14 protein-coding genes are annotated in these 15,880 nt (G+C 73.2%); 7 read left to right on the top strand and 7 right to left on the bottom strand.

Annotation, left to right across the window (positions count from 1 at the left end):
• Positions 1-284: 284 nt before the first annotated feature.
• Positions 285-1,046 carry a dipeptidase PepE gene (gene pepE, locus SACE_RS09555; protein WP_009942556.1) on the bottom strand — a complete coding sequence of 254 codons (762 nt, stop codon included), beginning with the start codon at positions 1,044-1,046 and terminating at the stop codon, positions 285-287.
• 74 nt (positions 1,047-1,120) lie between these two features.
• Here pepE and lhgO point away from each other — a divergent pair, with 74 nt between their 5' ends.
• Positions 1,121-2,329 (top strand): L-2-hydroxyglutarate oxidase, encoded by a 1,209-nt coding sequence (gene lhgO / locus SACE_RS09550; RefSeq protein WP_009942557.1) that lies wholly within the window; start codon positions 1,121-1,123, stop codon positions 2,327-2,329.
• A 75-nt stretch (positions 2,330-2,404) separates the two neighbouring features.
• Here lhgO and SACE_RS09545 read toward each other — a convergent pair whose 3' ends face one another.
• From SACE_RS09545 to SACE_RS09535, 3 genes are all read right to left on the bottom strand, one after another.
• Positions 2,405-3,160 carry an ESX secretion-associated protein EspG gene (locus tag SACE_RS09545; RefSeq protein ID WP_009942558.1) on the bottom strand — a complete coding sequence of 252 codons (756 nt, stop codon included), beginning with the start codon at positions 3,158-3,160 and terminating at the stop codon, positions 2,405-2,407.
• Between the two features lie 213 nt (positions 3,161-3,373).
• Positions 3,374-3,772 (bottom strand): phage holin family protein, encoded by a 399-nt coding sequence (locus tag SACE_RS09540; RefSeq protein ID WP_009942560.1) that lies wholly within the window; start codon positions 3,770-3,772, stop codon positions 3,374-3,376.
• Positions 3,773-3,909: 137 nt separating this feature from the next.
• Complete coding sequence (locus SACE_RS09535) at positions 3,910-4,887, bottom strand: Ppx/GppA phosphatase family protein (protein ID WP_009942561.1); 978 nt, start codon at positions 4,885-4,887, stop codon at positions 3,910-3,912.
• Positions 4,888-5,182: 295 nt separating this feature from the next.
• Between SACE_RS09535 and SACE_RS09530 the strand changes: the two genes are divergently transcribed.
• Positions 5,183-6,229, top strand: a complete 1,047-nt coding sequence (locus SACE_RS09530) for an LLM class F420-dependent oxidoreductase (RefSeq protein WP_009942562.1) — start codon at positions 5,183-5,185, stop codon at positions 6,227-6,229.
• A gap of 74 nt (positions 6,230-6,303) precedes the next feature.
• The gene (locus tag SACE_RS09525) at positions 6,304-7,392 is read left to right on the top strand and encodes a Zn-dependent alcohol dehydrogenase (RefSeq protein WP_011873512.1); all 1,089 of its coding nucleotides are present in this window, start codon (positions 6,304-6,306) and stop codon (positions 7,390-7,392) included.
• A gap of 66 nt (positions 7,393-7,458) precedes the next feature.
• On the opposite strand, the gene SACE_RS09520 is transcribed toward SACE_RS09525, so the two are convergent.
• Positions 7,459-8,799 (bottom strand): MFS transporter, encoded by a 1,341-nt coding sequence (locus tag SACE_RS09520; RefSeq protein ID WP_009942565.1) that lies wholly within the window; start codon positions 8,797-8,799, stop codon positions 7,459-7,461.
• Positions 8,800-8,972: 173 nt separating this feature from the next.
• Positions 8,973-9,944 (bottom strand): D-2-hydroxyacid dehydrogenase family protein, encoded by a 972-nt coding sequence (locus SACE_RS09515; protein WP_011873511.1) that lies wholly within the window; start codon positions 9,942-9,944, stop codon positions 8,973-8,975.
• A gap of 147 nt (positions 9,945-10,091) precedes the next feature.
• Here SACE_RS09515 and SACE_RS09510 point away from each other — a divergent pair, with 147 nt between their 5' ends.
• From SACE_RS09510 to SACE_RS09500, 4 genes are all read left to right on the top strand, one after another.
• A complete protein-coding gene (locus SACE_RS09510; protein ID WP_231849956.1) occupies positions 10,092-10,871 on the top strand; it encodes a cupin domain-containing protein in 780 nt (259 codons plus the stop codon).
• A gap of 104 nt (positions 10,872-10,975) precedes the next feature.
• Positions 10,976-11,245 carry a hypothetical protein gene (locus tag SACE_RS37505; RefSeq protein ID WP_143538101.1) on the top strand — a complete coding sequence of 90 codons (270 nt, stop codon included), beginning with the start codon at positions 10,976-10,978 and terminating at the stop codon, positions 11,243-11,245.
• A 699-nt stretch (positions 11,246-11,944) separates the two neighbouring features.
• Positions 11,945-12,493: a hypothetical protein gene (locus tag SACE_RS09505; protein ID WP_009942571.1), complete on the top strand. Its 549-nt coding sequence runs from the start codon at positions 11,945-11,947 to the stop codon at positions 12,491-12,493.
• A 247-nt stretch (positions 12,494-12,740) separates the two neighbouring features.
• A complete protein-coding gene (locus tag SACE_RS09500) occupies positions 12,741-15,107 on the top strand; it encodes a glycoside hydrolase family 2 protein (RefSeq protein WP_009942572.1) in 2,367 nt (788 codons plus the stop codon).
• Positions 15,108-15,127: 20 nt separating this feature from the next.
• Here SACE_RS09500 and SACE_RS09495 read toward each other — a convergent pair whose 3' ends face one another.
• Positions 15,128-15,778: a cyclase family protein gene (locus SACE_RS09495; RefSeq protein WP_009942573.1), complete on the bottom strand. Its 651-nt coding sequence runs from the start codon at positions 15,776-15,778 to the stop codon at positions 15,128-15,130.
• Between the last annotated feature and the right edge of the window lie 102 nt (positions 15,779-15,880).

The following is a 15,880-nucleotide window of genomic DNA, read 5'->3' as shown; positions in this document are numbered from 1 at the left end:
TGCCGGGTCGCCGACGCCTCGGACGAGGGATGCCCGTCGGCGTGGCCATTGAGTCGCACCTTCGTTTCGCAGCCGGACCACTACCAGTTCCCGCCTCAACGCCGCTGTTGCGGCACCACCCAGCAGGATGATTCGGACCTTAGCACAATGTGATCATGGTGCCCTTCGGAGGATCTTATCCGATCACCTGAAGGCTTTTCGGGTGAGCCCCTTGGTCCGAACTACCTATTTCGGGTGCGTCGTCTGACCGCGGGTAGCCCGCGGCGCGAACGGGGAACCGTCGCTCACCCGACGTCGTAGCGCGGCCGTTCGCCCATCAGGCGGGAGAGATCCGCGCCGGCGGTCAGCTCGCGGGGTCCGGTTCCCCTGGTGAACAGGCGGGCGCCCGCGGCACCGCCGAGCTCGGCGCGCTCGCCGCGCACCCGCACCCACGCGCCCTCGCGCACGCCGAGGACCGGGACGTCGTTCTCCTCCAGGAACTCCGCGATGCGTTCCTCGCGCGTCTCCCCCATGTGCGTGCCCGCCGGGTCCGGGTCCATGTAGTGCGGGTTGATCTGGAAGGGCACCAGCCCGAGCGCGTCGAACGACGGCGGCTGCACGATCGGCATGTCGTTGCTGGTCCGCAACGTCGGGCAGGCCATGTTGGTCCCGGCGCTGGAGCCCATGTAGCGGGTTCCAGCGCCGACTGCCTCGCGCAGCGCCGTCACCAGGTCGTGCGCGTAGAGGGCCGAGAGCAGGCGGAAGGTGTTGCCACCGCCGACGAACACGGCGTCGGACTCGCGCACCGCCGCGACGGGGTCGCCGGCCCGGTGCAGGCCCTCCACCCGGACGCCGAGCGGGCGGAGCGCATCCCGGACCACATCGGTGTAGGCGTCGTGCTCCCGCTTGGCGTAGGGCACGAAGACCAGCCGGTCGCGGCCGTCCAGCCACCGCGCCACCGCATCCAGCGCGTAGCCGAGGAAGGTGCTGGTGTGCGTCGTCGAGCTGGAGAGCAGCAGCAGTTCCACGTCCTCGCCCTTCCGCGAGAGTCCGGCGGTCGGTTCCAAGCTATCCCCGCTCCCGCGCCACGCGCCCGCGGCGGCACTGGAACCGGCCGGTCGCGGCGGCGAGGATGGCGGCCATGACGGCGACCAACGACGTGACCATCATCGGCGGCGGCATCGTCGGGCTGGCGACCGCGTACGCGCTCGCGCGGGACGGGCGCGACCGGCGGATCGCGGTGATCGACAAGGAACCGGCCTGGGGCGCGCACCAGACCGGCCACAACTCCGGCGTGATCCACAGTGGACTGTACTACCCGCCTGGCAGCGGCAAGGCCCGCCTGGCCAGAGCGGGCGGCGAGGCGATGTACGCCTTCTGCGCCGAGCACGGGATTCCCGTCGAGCGGACCGGGAAGGTGGTCGTGGCGACCTCGGCCGACGAGCTGCCGCGGCTGGCCGAGCTGGCCAGGCGGGGCAGCGCCAACGGCGTGCGGGTCACCGAGCTCGACCCCGCCGCCCTGCGTGAACGGGAACCGCGCGTGCGCGGCATCCGGGCCCTTCTGGTGCCCGACGCCGGGATCACCGACTTCGGGGCGGTCGCCCGGCGGTTGGCCGGGCTGCTCACCGAGAGCGGGGTCGAGCTGCACCGCGGCACCGAGCTCGTCGGGGTCCGCACCGACGGGGCGGAACTGGTGCTGGCGACCACGACCGGTGAGATCCGCAGCCGGCGCGCGGTCAACTGCGCCGGCCTGCACAGCGACGTCGTCGCCGAGCTCGCCGGGGCCGAGCCGCCCGCGCGCGTCCTGCCGTTCCGAGGCGAGTACTTCGAGACCACCGGTGCCGCCCGCGACCTGGTGCGCGCGCTGGTCTACCCGGTGCCCGACCCGGCCTTCCCGTTCCTCGGCGTGCACCTCACGCGGATGGTCGACGGCAGCCTGCACGTCGGCCCCAACGCGGTGCCCGCGCTCTCGCGCGAGGGCTACGACTGGCGCTCGTGGTCCGGGCCTCACCTGCGCAGGCTGGCGACCGATCCGGGACTGCGGGCGCTGGCCAGGAAGTACTGGCGGACCGGCGCGGGTGAGATCGCGCGGTCGGCGTTCAAGCCGCTGTTCGTGCGCGCGGCCCAGCGGCTGCTGCCCGACCTGCAGGGCAGCGACCTGCGCCGGGCCGAGGCGGGCGTGCGCGCGCAGGCCGTGCGGCCCGACGGCACCCTCGTCGACGACTTCCTGGTGGTCGAGGACCGGCACTGGGTGCACGTGCTCAACGCCCCGTCCCCCGCGGCCACCGCGTCGCTGCTGATCGGGTCCGACATCGCCGAGCGCACGCGGCGGTCGCTGGACGCGGCGTAGGTTCCGTCCGGAGCCAGAGAGCGCCTGGGTTCCGCCACCGGAACCGCCACGCGAGCTGAGTTCGAAGACAGCTTCTCAGGCCGGCCGGTCGATTTCCTCCGCCTGCTCCCACAGCACCTCGGTGTAGTGCTGCAACGCCCTTCCCAGGGCGAAGCTGCTCGCGGGGGTGACCATCGCGTAGGTGTCGTCGGGGACCTCCGGGACCACGGCGACCCGGCCGGTCGGCGAGTGCAGCACCTCGATCTCCGACGGCGCGCGCAGCAGCGTGCCGTCGGACCGGCACAGCGCGATCCCGATCCGCGCGGTCACCTGGTCGGACTGGCGCAGCAGCGCTCCCACCGCCCTGGCGTCGTCCGGCGGGACCTCGCGCAGGCGGAGCTCGTAGGCCAGCCAGTCGACCTGGTCGTCACCGCGCCCGGCGGCTTCGGCACGCGCCTCGGCCAGGATCCGGCTCGGCAGCGTGACCTCGCTGCCCTCGGCCGCCTGCGCCTCCGGCAGCGCGCCCGTCAGCGCAGGCCACGGCGCGTCGGGGCGGACCTGGTCGGCCGCCACCTCCTCGCCGCGCACCACGATCCGCACGGCGGTGCCGCGCTCGACGGCCACCAGCACGCGCGTCTCGTCCGCGCCGGGGTCGATGATCCGCAGGAACCCGTACACCGAACCGCCCGCCAGCGCGGTCAGCACGTCCTGCCAGCGGGCCTCGAGCCGGTAGGGCATGCTCGGCGGTCCGGAGCCCGGCCTGCCGGTCAGGAACGCGACGGCCTCCGAGGCACCGGCGCGCGTGACGCCCGAGCCGGCGAGGGCCTGGAACTCCCGGAAAGTGCAGCGCATCCCGACTCCGACGACTGGTTTCGAGCACGTGGAGGATAGTCGGCCGATCACCGCGGCGTCCGCGCCCGCGCCGGCGGACCACTCCAACGGCCGCTCCGGCCGGCCGCTTCCGGCCGCGGGAGTGGTCGCGATCAGGCCCTCTTCGGCATTTGAAGCAGCGTCAGCCGCTTGGACCACCCCCGCGCACCACGCCGGGCGAGTCCCGAGCGCCGCTCAGGCCCTCGGCCGCTCCTCCCCGGGTGTGCGCGTCCGCCGGACGACGCCGTGCAGCGCGCTGCTGACGATCGTGATGATCAACGCGCCCCAGAACGCCGGCCAGAAGCCGTCGACGTGGAACGGCAGGCCGAGCTCGCCCGCCAGGTAGCTGGTCAGCCAGAGCAGCAACGCGTTGACCACGAGTCCGAACAGGCCCAGCGTCAGCACGTAGAGCAGGCAGCCCAGCGTCTTGGCGATCGGCTTGAGCACCACGTTGACCAGCCCGAACACGACCGCCACCGCGAGCACCGTGAGGATCTGCGCCGGGGTGTCCCGCCCGCCGAGCGTGATCCCGGGCAGCAGCGTGGTCAGCCACACCGCGACCATGGTGATCAGGATGTGCACCAGAACGGCCACGTCGCGACCTTCCTGACTAGACGGCGGTTGACGCTTCCGACGCTACTTGTTCCGGGGATCTTGCGCCGGTCCTCACCGGTACCCGGTGCGCGGTGCGCGCCGAAGGAGCTTTGAAGCGCCGTCAGCCGCTCGGGATCTCAGGTGAAGATCTCCGCCGACGCCGCGTGCAGCGCCTCTCCGGAGACCCCGCCCGCCCGCTCGCACGCCTCGGCGAAGCGGAAGACCATGCCTTCGCGCAGTCCCCATGGGCAGATCTCGAGCTGCTCGATCCCGATCGCGTCGAGGATGACCTCGGCGACGACGGCACCGGCGAGGATGCGTCGCGCGCGGGTGCGCGACACGCCGGGCAGCTTGGCGCGTTCGGCCTGGCTCAGCGAGGCCAGCTTCGGGATCCAGCTCTCCAGGCTCGCCCGCGCCAGCCGGTCGGGGTGGCGCACGGCGCGGGCTCCGGAGCTCTCGGTCAGCACCGCGAGCTGGCGCAGCACCTTCGACAGCGCCACCGGGTGCCCGAGCTCGGTGCCCGCCAGGTGGCGCAGCGACCGCCGCACGGCGCCGCGGATCGCCGACACCAGCTCCTCGACCTGCTCCGGGCCCGGCGGGTCGTCGGGCAGGTACTGGCGGGTCAGGCGCGCCGCGCCGAACGGCAGCGAAACCACGTCGTCGGGGTAGGGACCGTCCCCGGTGGCGACGTCGCTGGTGCCGCCGCCGATGTCGACGGTGGTCATCGTCGCGCCCGCACGACCGTGCCAGCGCCACGCGGCGTGGTAGGTCAGGGCGGCCTCGTCGCGCGGGGTGAGCACGCCGATCCGCACGCCCGCCACGTCTCCGAGGCGCTTCCTCAGCTCGACGCCGTTGACCGCGTCGCGCACCGCGGAAGTGCCGTAGGCGACCAGCACGTCCGGCACCTCGGCCCGCGCTGCCCGGACGCACTCACGAACGGCGCACTCGGCCTGCTCGAAGCCGCGGGCGGTGACCACCCCATCAGGTGCGGTGTTCTCGGCGAGCCGGGTCCGCGCCTTGTGGCTCCAGGACGCGCGCGGAAGCCGGCTCCTGTCGAGGTCGACCACCTCCAGGTGCGCGGCGGCCGATCCGACGTCCAGCAGTCCCAGCCTCATCCGATACCCGTTCCCGATGCGGCACCTGGGCAAACGCGACGCACCGCGTTCGTGCGCGCACAGCAGGTGACGGGCCGGGAGCAAGGCATCGATAGGTACATGTGTCCCATTATTCCGGATCGGTTCTCCCGGACTCCCGGACACGTGTCCGCGTTCACCCCGGGCTTCACACCGAAGAGGGGCGCGACGGAGGCGCGCGGGGACTCCCGGAACCCGTCTACCCGGCGGTAACCTCTGGGCACCTCGGCGGCGGAGCCGGAACGCGTCGCCGCGGGCCGCAACGGAGAGGACCACCATGCGCATCGGTATGCCGCTCAACTACAGCGGTGGGTTCAGGGAGACCGTCGACGAGCTCGCCGGCTACGAGAAGGCCGGGCTGGACATCGTCTACGTCCCTGAGGCGTACTCCTTCGACGCGGTGAGCCAGATGGGCTTCATCGCCGCCCGCACCGAGCGGCTGGAGATCGCCTCCGGGATCCTGCAGATCTACACCCGCACACCCACCCTGACGGCGATGACCGCCGCCGGGATGGACTACGTCTCCGGGGGCCGCTTCACCCTCGGCATCGGCGCGTCCGGGCCGCAGGTCATCGAGGGCTTCCACGGCGTGCCCTACCACGCGCCGCTGGGGCGCACCCGCGAGATCGTCGACATCTGCCGCCAGGTGTGGCGGCGGGAGAAGGTGGTGCACGAGGGCAAGCACTTCCAGATCCCGCTGCCCGAGGGCCAGGGCACCGGCCTGGGCAAGCCGCTGAAGCTGATCAACCACCCGGTGCGGGAGCGGATCCCGATCATGATCGCCGCGATCGGCCCGAAGAACGTCGCGATGGTCGCCGAGATCGCCGAGGCGTGGGAGCCGATCTTCTACGTGCCGGAGAAGGCGGGCGAGGTCTGGGGCGACTCGCTGTCGGCGGGCAAGGCCAAGCGCGACGCGTCCCTGCCCGATCTCGACGTCGTGGCGCAGGCGCCCCTGGCCATCGGCGAGGGCCTGGACGACTACCTCGACGGCATGCGCCCGATGCTCGCGCTCTACATCGGGGGCATGGGCGCCAAGGGCCGCAACTTCTACAACGACCTGGCCCGGCGCTACGGCTACGAGGCCGAGGCCGAGGAGATCCAGGACCTCTACCTGGCGGGCAAGAAGGACGAGGCCGCCGCGGCGGTGCCGAAGGAGCTGCTGGTCAAGACCTCGCTGATCGGCCCTGAGGGCCACGTCAAGGAGCGGCTGGCCGCACTGCGGGAGTCCGGCGTGACGACCCTCAACGTCACCCCGCTGGCCGGCACCGCGCAGGGCCGCACCAACCTCATCGAACGCGTCCGCCGGCTCGCCGACGAGCTCTGACCCACCGCGTCCCAGCCCCTGTCCGGCGCGCGGCGGCCCGCCGTCGGGGCACTCCCTACCGAAGGAGAGCATTGATGACAGCCGCACAGGCAGCGGTGCTGCGGGAGATCGGCGGCGAGCTGCGGGTGGAGGACGTCGAGCTGCCCGCACCCGGACCCGGCCGGGTCCGGGTGAAGCTGGCCGCGACGGGGGTGTGCCACTCCGACCTGTCGCTGGCGACCGGCGTGCTGGCGCACCCGGCGCCGGTGGTGCTGGGCCACGAGGGCGCGGGCCGGGTGGTCGAGGTCGGCGAGGGCGTCGAGGGGCTGCGCCCCGGCGACCCGGTGGTGCTCAACTGGACTCCGCCGTGCCGGGAATGCTGGTTCTGCACGCACGACCAGCCTTACCTCTGCCCGCGCGCGAGCGACGCGATGGGCCAGCCCTACGGCGCGCTCGCCGACACCACCCCGGTGTACCCGGGCCTGGGCACCGCGGCCTTCGCCACCGAGACGCTGGTCGGCGCCAACGCCTGCATCCCGCTGCCGGAGGACGTGCCGCTGGAGCAGGCGGCGCTGCTCGGGTGCGCGGTGCTGACGGGCGCCGGAGCGGTGTTCAACGCCGCGCGCGTGCGTCCCGGTGAGAGCGTGGTCGTCTTCGGGCTCGGCGGCATCGGGCTGTGCGCGGTGCAGGCCGCGCGGATCGCCGGGGCAGGGCCGGTCATCGCGGTCGACCCGGCGGTGGAGAAGTTCGACCTTGCCCGGCGGCTCGGCGCCACCCACGCGCTGGAGCCGTCGGCCGACCTGAGCAAGCGGATCCGCAAGCTCACCGAGGGCCGCGGCGCCGACCACGCCTTCGAGTGCGTGGGCCGGGCCGAGACCATCCGGGGCGCTTGGTCGGCGACCCGGCGCGGCGGGCAGGCCACGATCGTCGGGCTGGGCGCGGTCTCCGACGAGGTGACCTTCAACGCGCTGGAGATCGGCCACTTCGCCCGCACGCTGCGGGGCTGCATGTACGGCAGCACCGACCCGCGGGTCGACGTCCCGGTGCTGCTCCAGCACTACCGGGACGGGACGCTGGACCTGGACTCGCTGGTGTCGCAGCGGATCGCGCTGGACGACATCGGTGAGTCCTTCGCGCAGATGAAGGCCGGGCACGGCGCCCGGAGCGTGATCGTGTTCGAGTGACCGGCGTACGAGGACGGGGCGGTGCGGAGTGATCCGCACCGCCCCCGTTCTCGTACCGGCTGAGCGCTACGCCTGCGCGACCTGGGCAGCCGCCGGGTCGGCCGCCGCGGTGGGCCGCGTCTCGCGCAGCCCCCACGCCGACAGCAGGGTCACCAGCGCCATGGCGAACAGGAACGCCGCCACCGACGCCGAGGTCCCCGTCGCGGCCAGCAGCGCGGTCATGATGAACGGCGTGCCGCCGCTGACGAGGATCGCGGCGAGCTGGTAGGCCAGCGACGCGCCCGAGTAGCGGACGCGCGGCTCGAACAGCTCGCTGAGGTAGGCCGCCAGCGGGCCGTAGGTCAGGCTCGACCCGACGCTGCCCACGGTCGTGGCGACGGCGACGCCGAGCAAGGTCGCGGTGTCGACCAGCCAGAAGAACGGGAAAGCCCAGACCAGCAGCAGCGCCGCGCCTGCGAAGATCAGCGGCCGCCTGCCCCACCGGTCCGACAGCGCGCCGCTGAGGAAGATCGTCGCGACGCCGACCGCGGAGGATCCCAGCGCCAGCAGCAGCAACGCGTTTCGGTCCATGCCCAGCTCGGTGGTCGCGTAGGCCAGCAGGCCCGAGATGCTGATGTAGAACACCGCGTTGGTGGCGAACAGCAGCCCCGCACCCAGGAGCACGGTCCGCTTGTGGGAGCGCAGGACCTCCATCAGCGGCGCCTGCTCGACCCGCGCGGCCTCCTGCTGCTTGCGCTGCTTGAGCTCCTGGAACACCGGGGTGTCCTCGACCTTGAGCTGGATGAACAGCACCACCGGCGCAAGCGCCGCGCTGGCCAGGAACGGGATCCGCCAGCCCCACGACAGGAACGCCTCGTGCGGGAGGGTCGCGCCGACCAGCAGGAACGCCGCGTTGCCGAGGATCACGCCGAGCGGGACGCCCATCTGGCCGAAGGTGCCCGCCCGGCCGCGGCGCGAGCCCGCGGAGTTCTCGGTGAGCAGCAGGATGATGCCGCCCCACTGCCCGCCGACGGCGATGCCCTGCAGGAACCGCAGCGTCACCAGCAGCACGGGCGCGAGCACGCCGATGGTGGCCGCGCCGGGCAGGACGCCGATCAGGAAGGTCGCCCCGCCCATCATGACCAGGCACGTCACGACCGCGGGCTTGCGGCCGATGCGGTCGCCGAGGTGGCCGAAGACCAGCCCGCCCAGCGGCCGGGACACGAAGCCCGCCCAGAAGGTGGCGAAGGAGAGCAGGATGCCGATCAGCGGCGTCGAGTCGGGGAAGAACAGCGGCCCGAAGACCAGTGCGGCGGCGGTGGCGTAGATGAAGAAGTCGTACCACTCGATGGACGACGCGATCAGCGCGGCGATCATCAGCTTGCGGGAGGCGCGGTCACGGGTGCCCGCCTGCTCGCTCGAGGTCATCGGCTGTCTCCTCGGTTCGGCAACAGATCCAGACCGACTGGTTGGTATGACGACTGTGAGCTACGTCTCTCCGGCCGTCAAGGACGCTTTCTCTGAGCGGTAGCGGGGCGCGCGGCGCCGACGCCGCGCGTCGGCCGGTCGGCGCGCGAGCCGACCGACCGGACGGATGCTGGTCAGCCCGCGTTGAGGACGCGGACCGGCGCTCCCTCCAGGAACGCGCCGATGGACTCCACCGTGTCGGCGTAGAAGGCCCGGTAGGTCCCCTCGGTCACGTACCCGAGATGCGGGGTCAGGACCGTGCGCGGCACACCGCGCCACGGGTCGTCGGCGGGCAGCGGCTCGCGCTCGAAGACGTCGATGCCCGCGCCGGCGATGCGCCCCGCGTGCAGCGCCTCCCGCAGCGCCGCCTCGTCGACGATGGGCCCGCGCGAGGTGTTGATCAGATAGGCCGTCGGCCGCATCAGCGCCAGCTCGGCGGCGCCGACCAGCCCGCGCGTCCGGCGGCTGAGCACCGTGTGGATGCTCAGGACGTCGGAGGAGGCGAACAGCTCCTCCTTGTCCACCCGCCGGGCACCGGCGGCCTCGGCCGCCTCGTCGGTGAGGTTCTGGCTCCAGGCGATCACCGGCATCCCGAACGCCCGCCCGATCGCCGCCACCTGCGTTCCCAGCCTGCCCAGCCCGAGCAGGCCCAGCGTCCGCCCGCCGATCTCGACCCCGACGGTGCGCTGCCAGCCGCCCTCGCGCAGCGTCCGGTCCTCCAGCGGGATGTTGCGGGTGACCGCGAAGATCAGGCCCCAGGTCAGCTCCGCGGTGGGCTGCCACGACCGGTCCGCCGAACCGCTGCCGCCGGTACCGGAGACGGTGACCCCGAGCTCGGAAGCCGCGGCCAGGTCGATCGACGCGTTGCGCATCCCGGTGGTGACCAGCAGCTTCAGGTTCGGCAGCGCTTCGAGGACCTCCCGCGGGAAGGGCGTGCGCTCCCGCATCGCGGCGATCACCTCGAACGGCTGGAGCCGTCGCACGAGCTCGTCGCGGTCGGCGACGTGGTCGTGGAAGAACTCCACCGACGCGGGCAACGAGTCCCAGTCGGCGTAGTCGCGCGCCACCCGCTGGTAGTCGTCAAGCACGGCCACCCGAACTGCCATCGCTCCTCCTCACCTGGACTTCGCGGCAAGGCGATCCTATGCGGCGCGAACGATCGCGCGGTGGGCCGCCGACAGCCGGCCGGCCGCCGCTGATCTCGGCCTCTCGGGGGACGCCGCCGGGCACCGCCCGTCAGGGACACTGTCGTGGTGACTGGATCGACGCTGCTGCACCTCATGCCGTTGAGCGCGTTCCGCGCCGACCCGACCGAGCCGATCACGGCCCCCAGCCTGGCGGACGAGGGGTTCGTGCACTGCTCGCCGGACGTGCCGACCACGCTCGCGGTCGCCAACGCGCTCTACCGCGCGTGCGACGAGCCGATGGTCGCCGTCGAGCTGGACCCGTCGCGGTTGTCGGCGCCGGTGCGGTGGGAGGCCGCCGACCCCGCGCCGCCCCCGGGCGTCTCGTCCGACGTGCTTTTCCCGCACGTCTACGGGCCCATCGAGCGGGCTGCGGTCATCGGCCTGCGGTACGCGCGCCGCGACGTCGCCGGAACCTACCTGTCGCTGGAGACCCGCAGCCGCACCGCCGAGGAGTTCGACCTGCTCCCCCACCCGGAGGGCGGCTGGTTCCGGCGCACCTGGGCCAGCGGCGTCGAGGTCTCCCGGTCCGCCGAGGTCCGGCCCACGGCCACCTCGATCTACTTCCTGCTGGCTCCCGGGCGCACCTCGGAGTGGCACACCGTGGCCTCCGACGAGCTGTGGTTCTGGCACCGCGGCGGACCGCTGACGCTGTCGCTCGGCGGTACCGGTGAGCGGCCGGGCGAGGAGCCCGGGACCGTCGTGCTGGGCGGAGGCGCGGGGCAGGTGCCCCAGGCGGTGGTGCCCGGCGGGACCTGGCAGCGCGCGACGGCCTCGGCGACGGCGGAGACGCTGGTCAGCTGCGTCGTCTCGCCCGGGTTCGACTTCGCCGACTTCCGGACCCTCTGACCTGCGCGGACCCGACCCCGGGCGAGGCCGTGACGCCGGCATCGCCCGGTCGGGAGGCCCGCCGCCTCCGGGCGGTCGCGACGTGGCGGTTCGGGCGAGCCGGCGTGCGCACCACCGGACCCGGTCCCGACGCGCCGAGCCCGGCCGAAACGGTGCTGGCGAACAGCGCCACCAGGACCAGCAGTCCGGAGAACGCGGGCACGCCCAGCCGGGCGATGCGGGGCCTGGCCGGCTCGGCCCGCCGATGCCGGGGCGCCGCCCCGCGGGCCGGTGCGGCGGCCGGGACACGCTCGGCGGTCGGGACAGGTCTGGCGCTCGGGACAGGCCCGGCAGGCGAGGCAGGTCTGGCGCTCGGGGCGGTTGCCCTGGCCTGATCCGGTACGGCCGCCGCGGGGCCGGCCGGGACCTCGCCGGCTCGATCCGGTGCGGAGGCCCCGGCGAGCACGGCGGCGGAGACCGCGGGCACGCGCGGTCTCCTGCCGACGAGTTTCCGCTCCACCCAGCACATGCCCAGCAGCGATCCCATGATCACCGCTGTCCCCGTCGTCGCCGCGACCCCGAACACGGCCAGCGTGTTGACCACCGGCACCACCCCCCGCGCTTGAGCAGCCCGCCGTGATCCGCGCGTTCCCCTGAGCGCGAGCCGTCGACGCACGATTCGCGGCTCCTGACGCGGGCTTCGTTGTCCCAACCGTAGGACCGGCGCGGAAGAACCGCTGGCAGAGGATTCGACACGCCCCCGAACAGGTGATGAACGACCCACGTCGCCGACACGTGCGAAAACCCCTCGCGCCGAATCCGCCCAACCCGCCTTGATCGGGCAAACCGCGCGCATCGCGGGCTACCATCGGGGCCGGGATTTCCGCGCCGCACCGGCGGCCTTTGCTTCGTTGGTGTGACGTGGCCCGCTCCCGGACAACCCGCCGGCCCCGCTCAGGCGTCTTCGGAGTAACCCGGGTTGTCCTGGGCGAATCGGGGCTCGCCGGGCACGCGCGGCGTGCGCGCCGCGTCGGCGGTCCCGCCGACCACGTCGGGGACCGGGCACGACGAAGCGGTCAGGAGGTGTCGATGACGTGAAGGGCTACGGCGTGCACCTGCTCTTCCACCTGCTGGCCGTCGTCTCGGGCGGCGCGGCGGGAGTCGCGGCGGGCCTGTGGTGGTTCGCGGCGAACGCGGTCGCGATGTGGATCGCCACCGCCGCGCTGGTGGTGGGCATCATCGTGCTGATCCTCGAGGGGCTCTACATATCCGGCGTGCAGAACCAGGGCAGACCGCCACGGCCGGCACGCCGCCCGCGCCGGACCGACCCACCCACCTACGGGCGCCCGCCTGCCCACCCCTCCGTCGCGGCGCACGAGCCCTCGTACCCCCGGCAGCACCACTACCCGGGCTCCCACCCGCGGGTCCTCCCAGACCCGTTGCCGGAGAACGAGCCGCCACCGGCACCGGAGCCCGACGAGGGGCGCTACCGCGGCGGGTCCCGGGCCGACTTCGATCCGGCCCAGCCGCCCTCCGTCGGTGGCGACACGAGAGTGCAGCCCTCGCCGCAGGACGTCGACCAGGAGACCCGCAAGTCGGCGGCCGAGGCCCTCAAGGAGTGGAGCGCCAACCACCGCTCGTGAGTCCCGCCGCCGGCGCATCCGGGTCCTGGCCTGCCGCCAGTGGCGAGGCGCGGCCTTTTCACGGACGCGGTGGTCTACCGGAGGGGCAAGCTGGTCGGCCCGCACCGCACGGGATACGCGCATCTGCTCCAGCAGGGCGAACATCGGCGCCGGTCCTGGCTCCGCGGCGCCCGGCGTGCTCGAATCGACCTCTCCCCTTCTCGCGGATCGCGGCCACCGACAACCGTGCTCGGAGAGGACGGCTGCCATGTCCAGTTCCCCTTTCCCGGCGAGGTTCTCGCGGCGCGTCCTGCACCGCGCCGCTGTCGCGGCGGTCGCGGTGCTCTCGCTGCACGGCCCGGCGGCGGGGGCCGCGACCGGCCCGGCGCGGCGGCGGACCCCGCTGTCGCGCGACTGGCTGTTCGGACCGTCCGGCGAGGGCGGCGCACCGGACGGCGCGCTGTCCTCAGTGGACCTCCCGCACACCGCTGCCGAACTCTCCTGGCGGCAGTGGGACCCGGCGTCGTGGGAGCGCCGGTGGCTGTACCGCAAGCACTTCGAGTCGACGACCGAGCCGGGACTGCGGCACTACCTGCGCTTCGCGGGCGCGCTGACCGCCGCGCGGCCGGTGCTCAACGGCCACGTCCTGCCCGAGCACGCCGGTGGCTACCTCCCGTTCCAGTACGAGGTCGGCGACCTGCTGCGCAGGCACAACACGCTCGACGTGGTGGTCGACGGCTCCTTCCGGCCCGACGTGCCGCCGAACCACGGCCTGGACCGCCCGAGCAGCGCCGTGGACTTCTGGCAGCCCGCCGGCCTCTACCGCGAGGTCGAGCTGGTCAGCGTGCCGGTGGTGCACATCGCCGACGTGTTCGCCAGGCCCTACGACGTGCTCGCGGGTCCCGGACTCCGGGTGCGCTGCGAGCTCGACCTCGGGCGGGCCGCCACCGGTCTGCGCGTGGACGCCGAGCTCCGGCGCGACGGCACGGCGATCGGCTCGGCCACCACCCGGCTCCCTCCCCTTCCGGCGGGGAGGCACGAGGTGGCGCTGGACATGCCGGGCCTGACCGGGGTCGAGCTCTGGTCCGTCGACGCTCCCGCGCTCCACGACGTGGTGGTCACGCTTTGCGAGCAGGAACGGCCGGTCCACGACCACTCGGTGCGCACGGGTTTCCGGGAGGCCCGTTTCGAGCGGTCGGGCTTCTACCTCAACGGGGAGCGGCTGCAGCTGTTCGGTCTCAACCGGCACCAGTTCCACCCGTTCGCCGGCGGCGCGATGCCCGCGCGGGTGCAGCGCAGGGATGCCGAGATCCTGCGCGACGAGCTGAACTGCAACATGGTCCGCTGCTCGCACTACCCGCAGCACGAGGAGTTCCTGGACGCCTGCGACGAGCTCGGGCTGCTGGTGTGGGACGAGCCGCCGGGCTGGCAGTACCTGGGCGGCCCGGACTGGCTGGAGCGCGCCTACCGCGACGTGCACGACATGATCGTGCGCGACCGCAACCACCCGTCGGTGGTGCTGTGGGGCGTCCGGCTCAACGAGACGCCGGGCAACGCCGAGTTCTACACCCGCACGCAACTGCTCGCGAGGTCGCTCGACGACTCCCGGCAGACCACGGGCGCGATGCACGGAGCCGACCACGGCACGAGCGACTTCCAGCACGACGTGTTCGGCTACAACGACTATTCGGCGAGCACGGCCCGCGACGGCACGCTCCGCCCCGAGCTGGCGCCGCCGCGCGACGACCTGCCGTACCTGGTGAGCGAGGCGATCGGCACGCTGTCCGGACCTTCCAGGTTCTACCGCCGCACCGACCCGCAGGACGTGCAGCAGGGCCAGGCTCTCGCGCACGCGCGGGTGCACGACCGCGGCCGGTCCGACCAGCGCTACGCCGGAGTGCTGGCGTGGGCGGGCATCGACTACCCGTCCGGCAACGGCAACGTCTTCCTGGGCGTGAAGTGGCCCGGCGTGGTCGACCTGTTCCGGATTCCCAAGCCGGGGGCGGCGATGTACCGCGCGCAGGTCGATCCGAGGCGGCGCCCGGTGATCGAGCCGTCGTTCTACTGGGACCTGGGACCGCCGAGCCCGGTGACGGAACTCGGCGCGCGGGCGGCGATCTGGTCGAACCTCGAACGGCTCGAGCTGTACCTGGACGGGGCCCACCACGCGACGCTGGCACCCGCGCGCGAGGAGTTCCCGCACCTGCCGCATCCGCCGTTCTTCGCCGACCTGTCCACCGCGGGTGACGCTGTCGAGCTGCGGGTGGACGGCGCGCTCGGCGGTCGCGTCGTGCTCAGCCGCAGGTTCTCCGCCGACCGCAGCCGCGACCGGCTCTCGCTGCGGCTCGACGGCGAAGCCCTGCGCAGCGGCGGCATCGACGCGACCCGCGCAGAACTGCGGGCCGTCGACGAACACGGCGCTCCCCGCGCGTACGTTTCCGGCGCCGTGACCCTGGAACTCGACGGCCCGGCGGTGCTGGTCGGCAGCAACCCGTTTCCCCTGGCGGACACGGGCGGCGCGGGGGCGGTGTGGCTGCGCAGCACCGACGGCACCGGCACCGTGCGGCTGCGGGCCCGCCACCCCACCCTTGGCGCGGCCGAAGCGACGCTGGTGGTGGGGACGGGCGCTGGTTGAGCGAGGGCTCTACGGCCTCATCACCGGATGGTCGCGAAAGCCCGCACGGGGAAGGTCGCGAGCCCGCGCACGGCCGGAGGTACCGCGGTGAACCGGGCTCCTGTCGCGGGGAGGGCGCCCAGGCCGGTGAGATGCTCGACAACCGGCACGTCGGCGCCCAGCAGGACGGTGTGCGCGGGCCGGTCGCCGGTGCGGGTGTCGTCGATGTTGACCGAGTCGATGCCCACGAGCGCGACGCCGCGATCGACCAGGTACCGAGCGCCGGCTTCGGTGAGATGCGGATGCTCCGGAGCGCCGTAGCGGTCGGTGCCCCAGTACCGGTCCCAGCCGGTCCGGAGCAGCACGGCGCACCCGCCGACATCGACACCCTCGAACGCGTCGGCACCGATGGCGCTGTCACCGCCGTCGACGACGGCGGCGGGCAGCATCGCGCAGCGTTCCAGCGGCAGCCGGCACAGGTCGTCTCCCTCGCGGAAGCGGTGAGCGGGGGTGTCGAGGTAGGTACCGGTGTTGGAGACCATGCTGATCCGCCCGATGGTGAACTCCGTGCCCGCCGAGTAGTGCGAACGCGAGTCGTCGAAGCTCAGGTGGCTGGAGATCTCCGGCCCCGGCAAACCCGGGTAGGTGGCCATCCCCGGTTCGATGACATGACTGAGATCGACCAGACGCATCGGCTCATCATCGCAGCCGGTGCGGGCTGTCGCCCGTGTGCGGAGACAGAGCCGCCCGCCGCGGCGGTGCGCGGCGGGCGGTCACGGCAGGGATCGACCTCG

It is taken from the genome of Saccharopolyspora erythraea NRRL 2338 (assembly GCF_000062885.1).
GTDB lineage: Bacteria > Actinomycetota > Actinomycetes > Mycobacteriales > Pseudonocardiaceae > Saccharopolyspora_D > Saccharopolyspora_D erythraea.
The sequence above is the reverse complement of the archived record's forward strand: the minus strand, read 5'-3'. Positions and strand labels throughout refer to the sequence as shown.

Bases quoted from the DNA above. Each gene is read 5' to 3' on its own strand.
- SACE_RS09500 (WP_009942572.1), top strand. From the start codon at position 12,741: ATGTCCAGTTCCCCTTTCCCGGCGAGGTTCTCGCGGCGCGTCCTGCAC.
- SACE_RS09495 (WP_009942573.1), bottom strand. From the start codon at position 15,778: ATGCGTCTGGTCGATCTCAGTCATGTCATCGAACCGGGGATGGCCACC.
- SACE_RS09520 (WP_009942565.1), bottom strand. From the start codon at position 8,799: ATGACCTCGAGCGAGCAGGCGGGCACCCGTGACCGCGCCTCCCGCAAG.
- lhgO (WP_009942557.1), top strand. From the start codon at position 1,121: ATGACGGCGACCAACGACGTGACCATCATCGGCGGCGGCATCGTCGGG.
- SACE_RS09515 (WP_011873511.1), bottom strand. From the start codon at position 9,944: ATGGCAGTTCGGGTGGCCGTGCTTGACGACTACCAGCGGGTGGCGCGC.
- SACE_RS09525 (WP_011873512.1), top strand. From the start codon at position 6,304: ATGACAGCCGCACAGGCAGCGGTGCTGCGGGAGATCGGCGGCGAGCTG.
- SACE_RS09530 (WP_009942562.1), top strand. From the start codon at position 5,183: ATGCGCATCGGTATGCCGCTCAACTACAGCGGTGGGTTCAGGGAGACC.
- SACE_RS09535 (WP_009942561.1), bottom strand. From the start codon at position 4,887: ATGAGGCTGGGACTGCTGGACGTCGGATCGGCCGCCGCGCACCTGGAG.
- SACE_RS09545 (WP_009942558.1), bottom strand. From the start codon at position 3,160: ATGCGCTGCACTTTCCGGGAGTTCCAGGCCCTCGCCGGCTCGGGCGTC.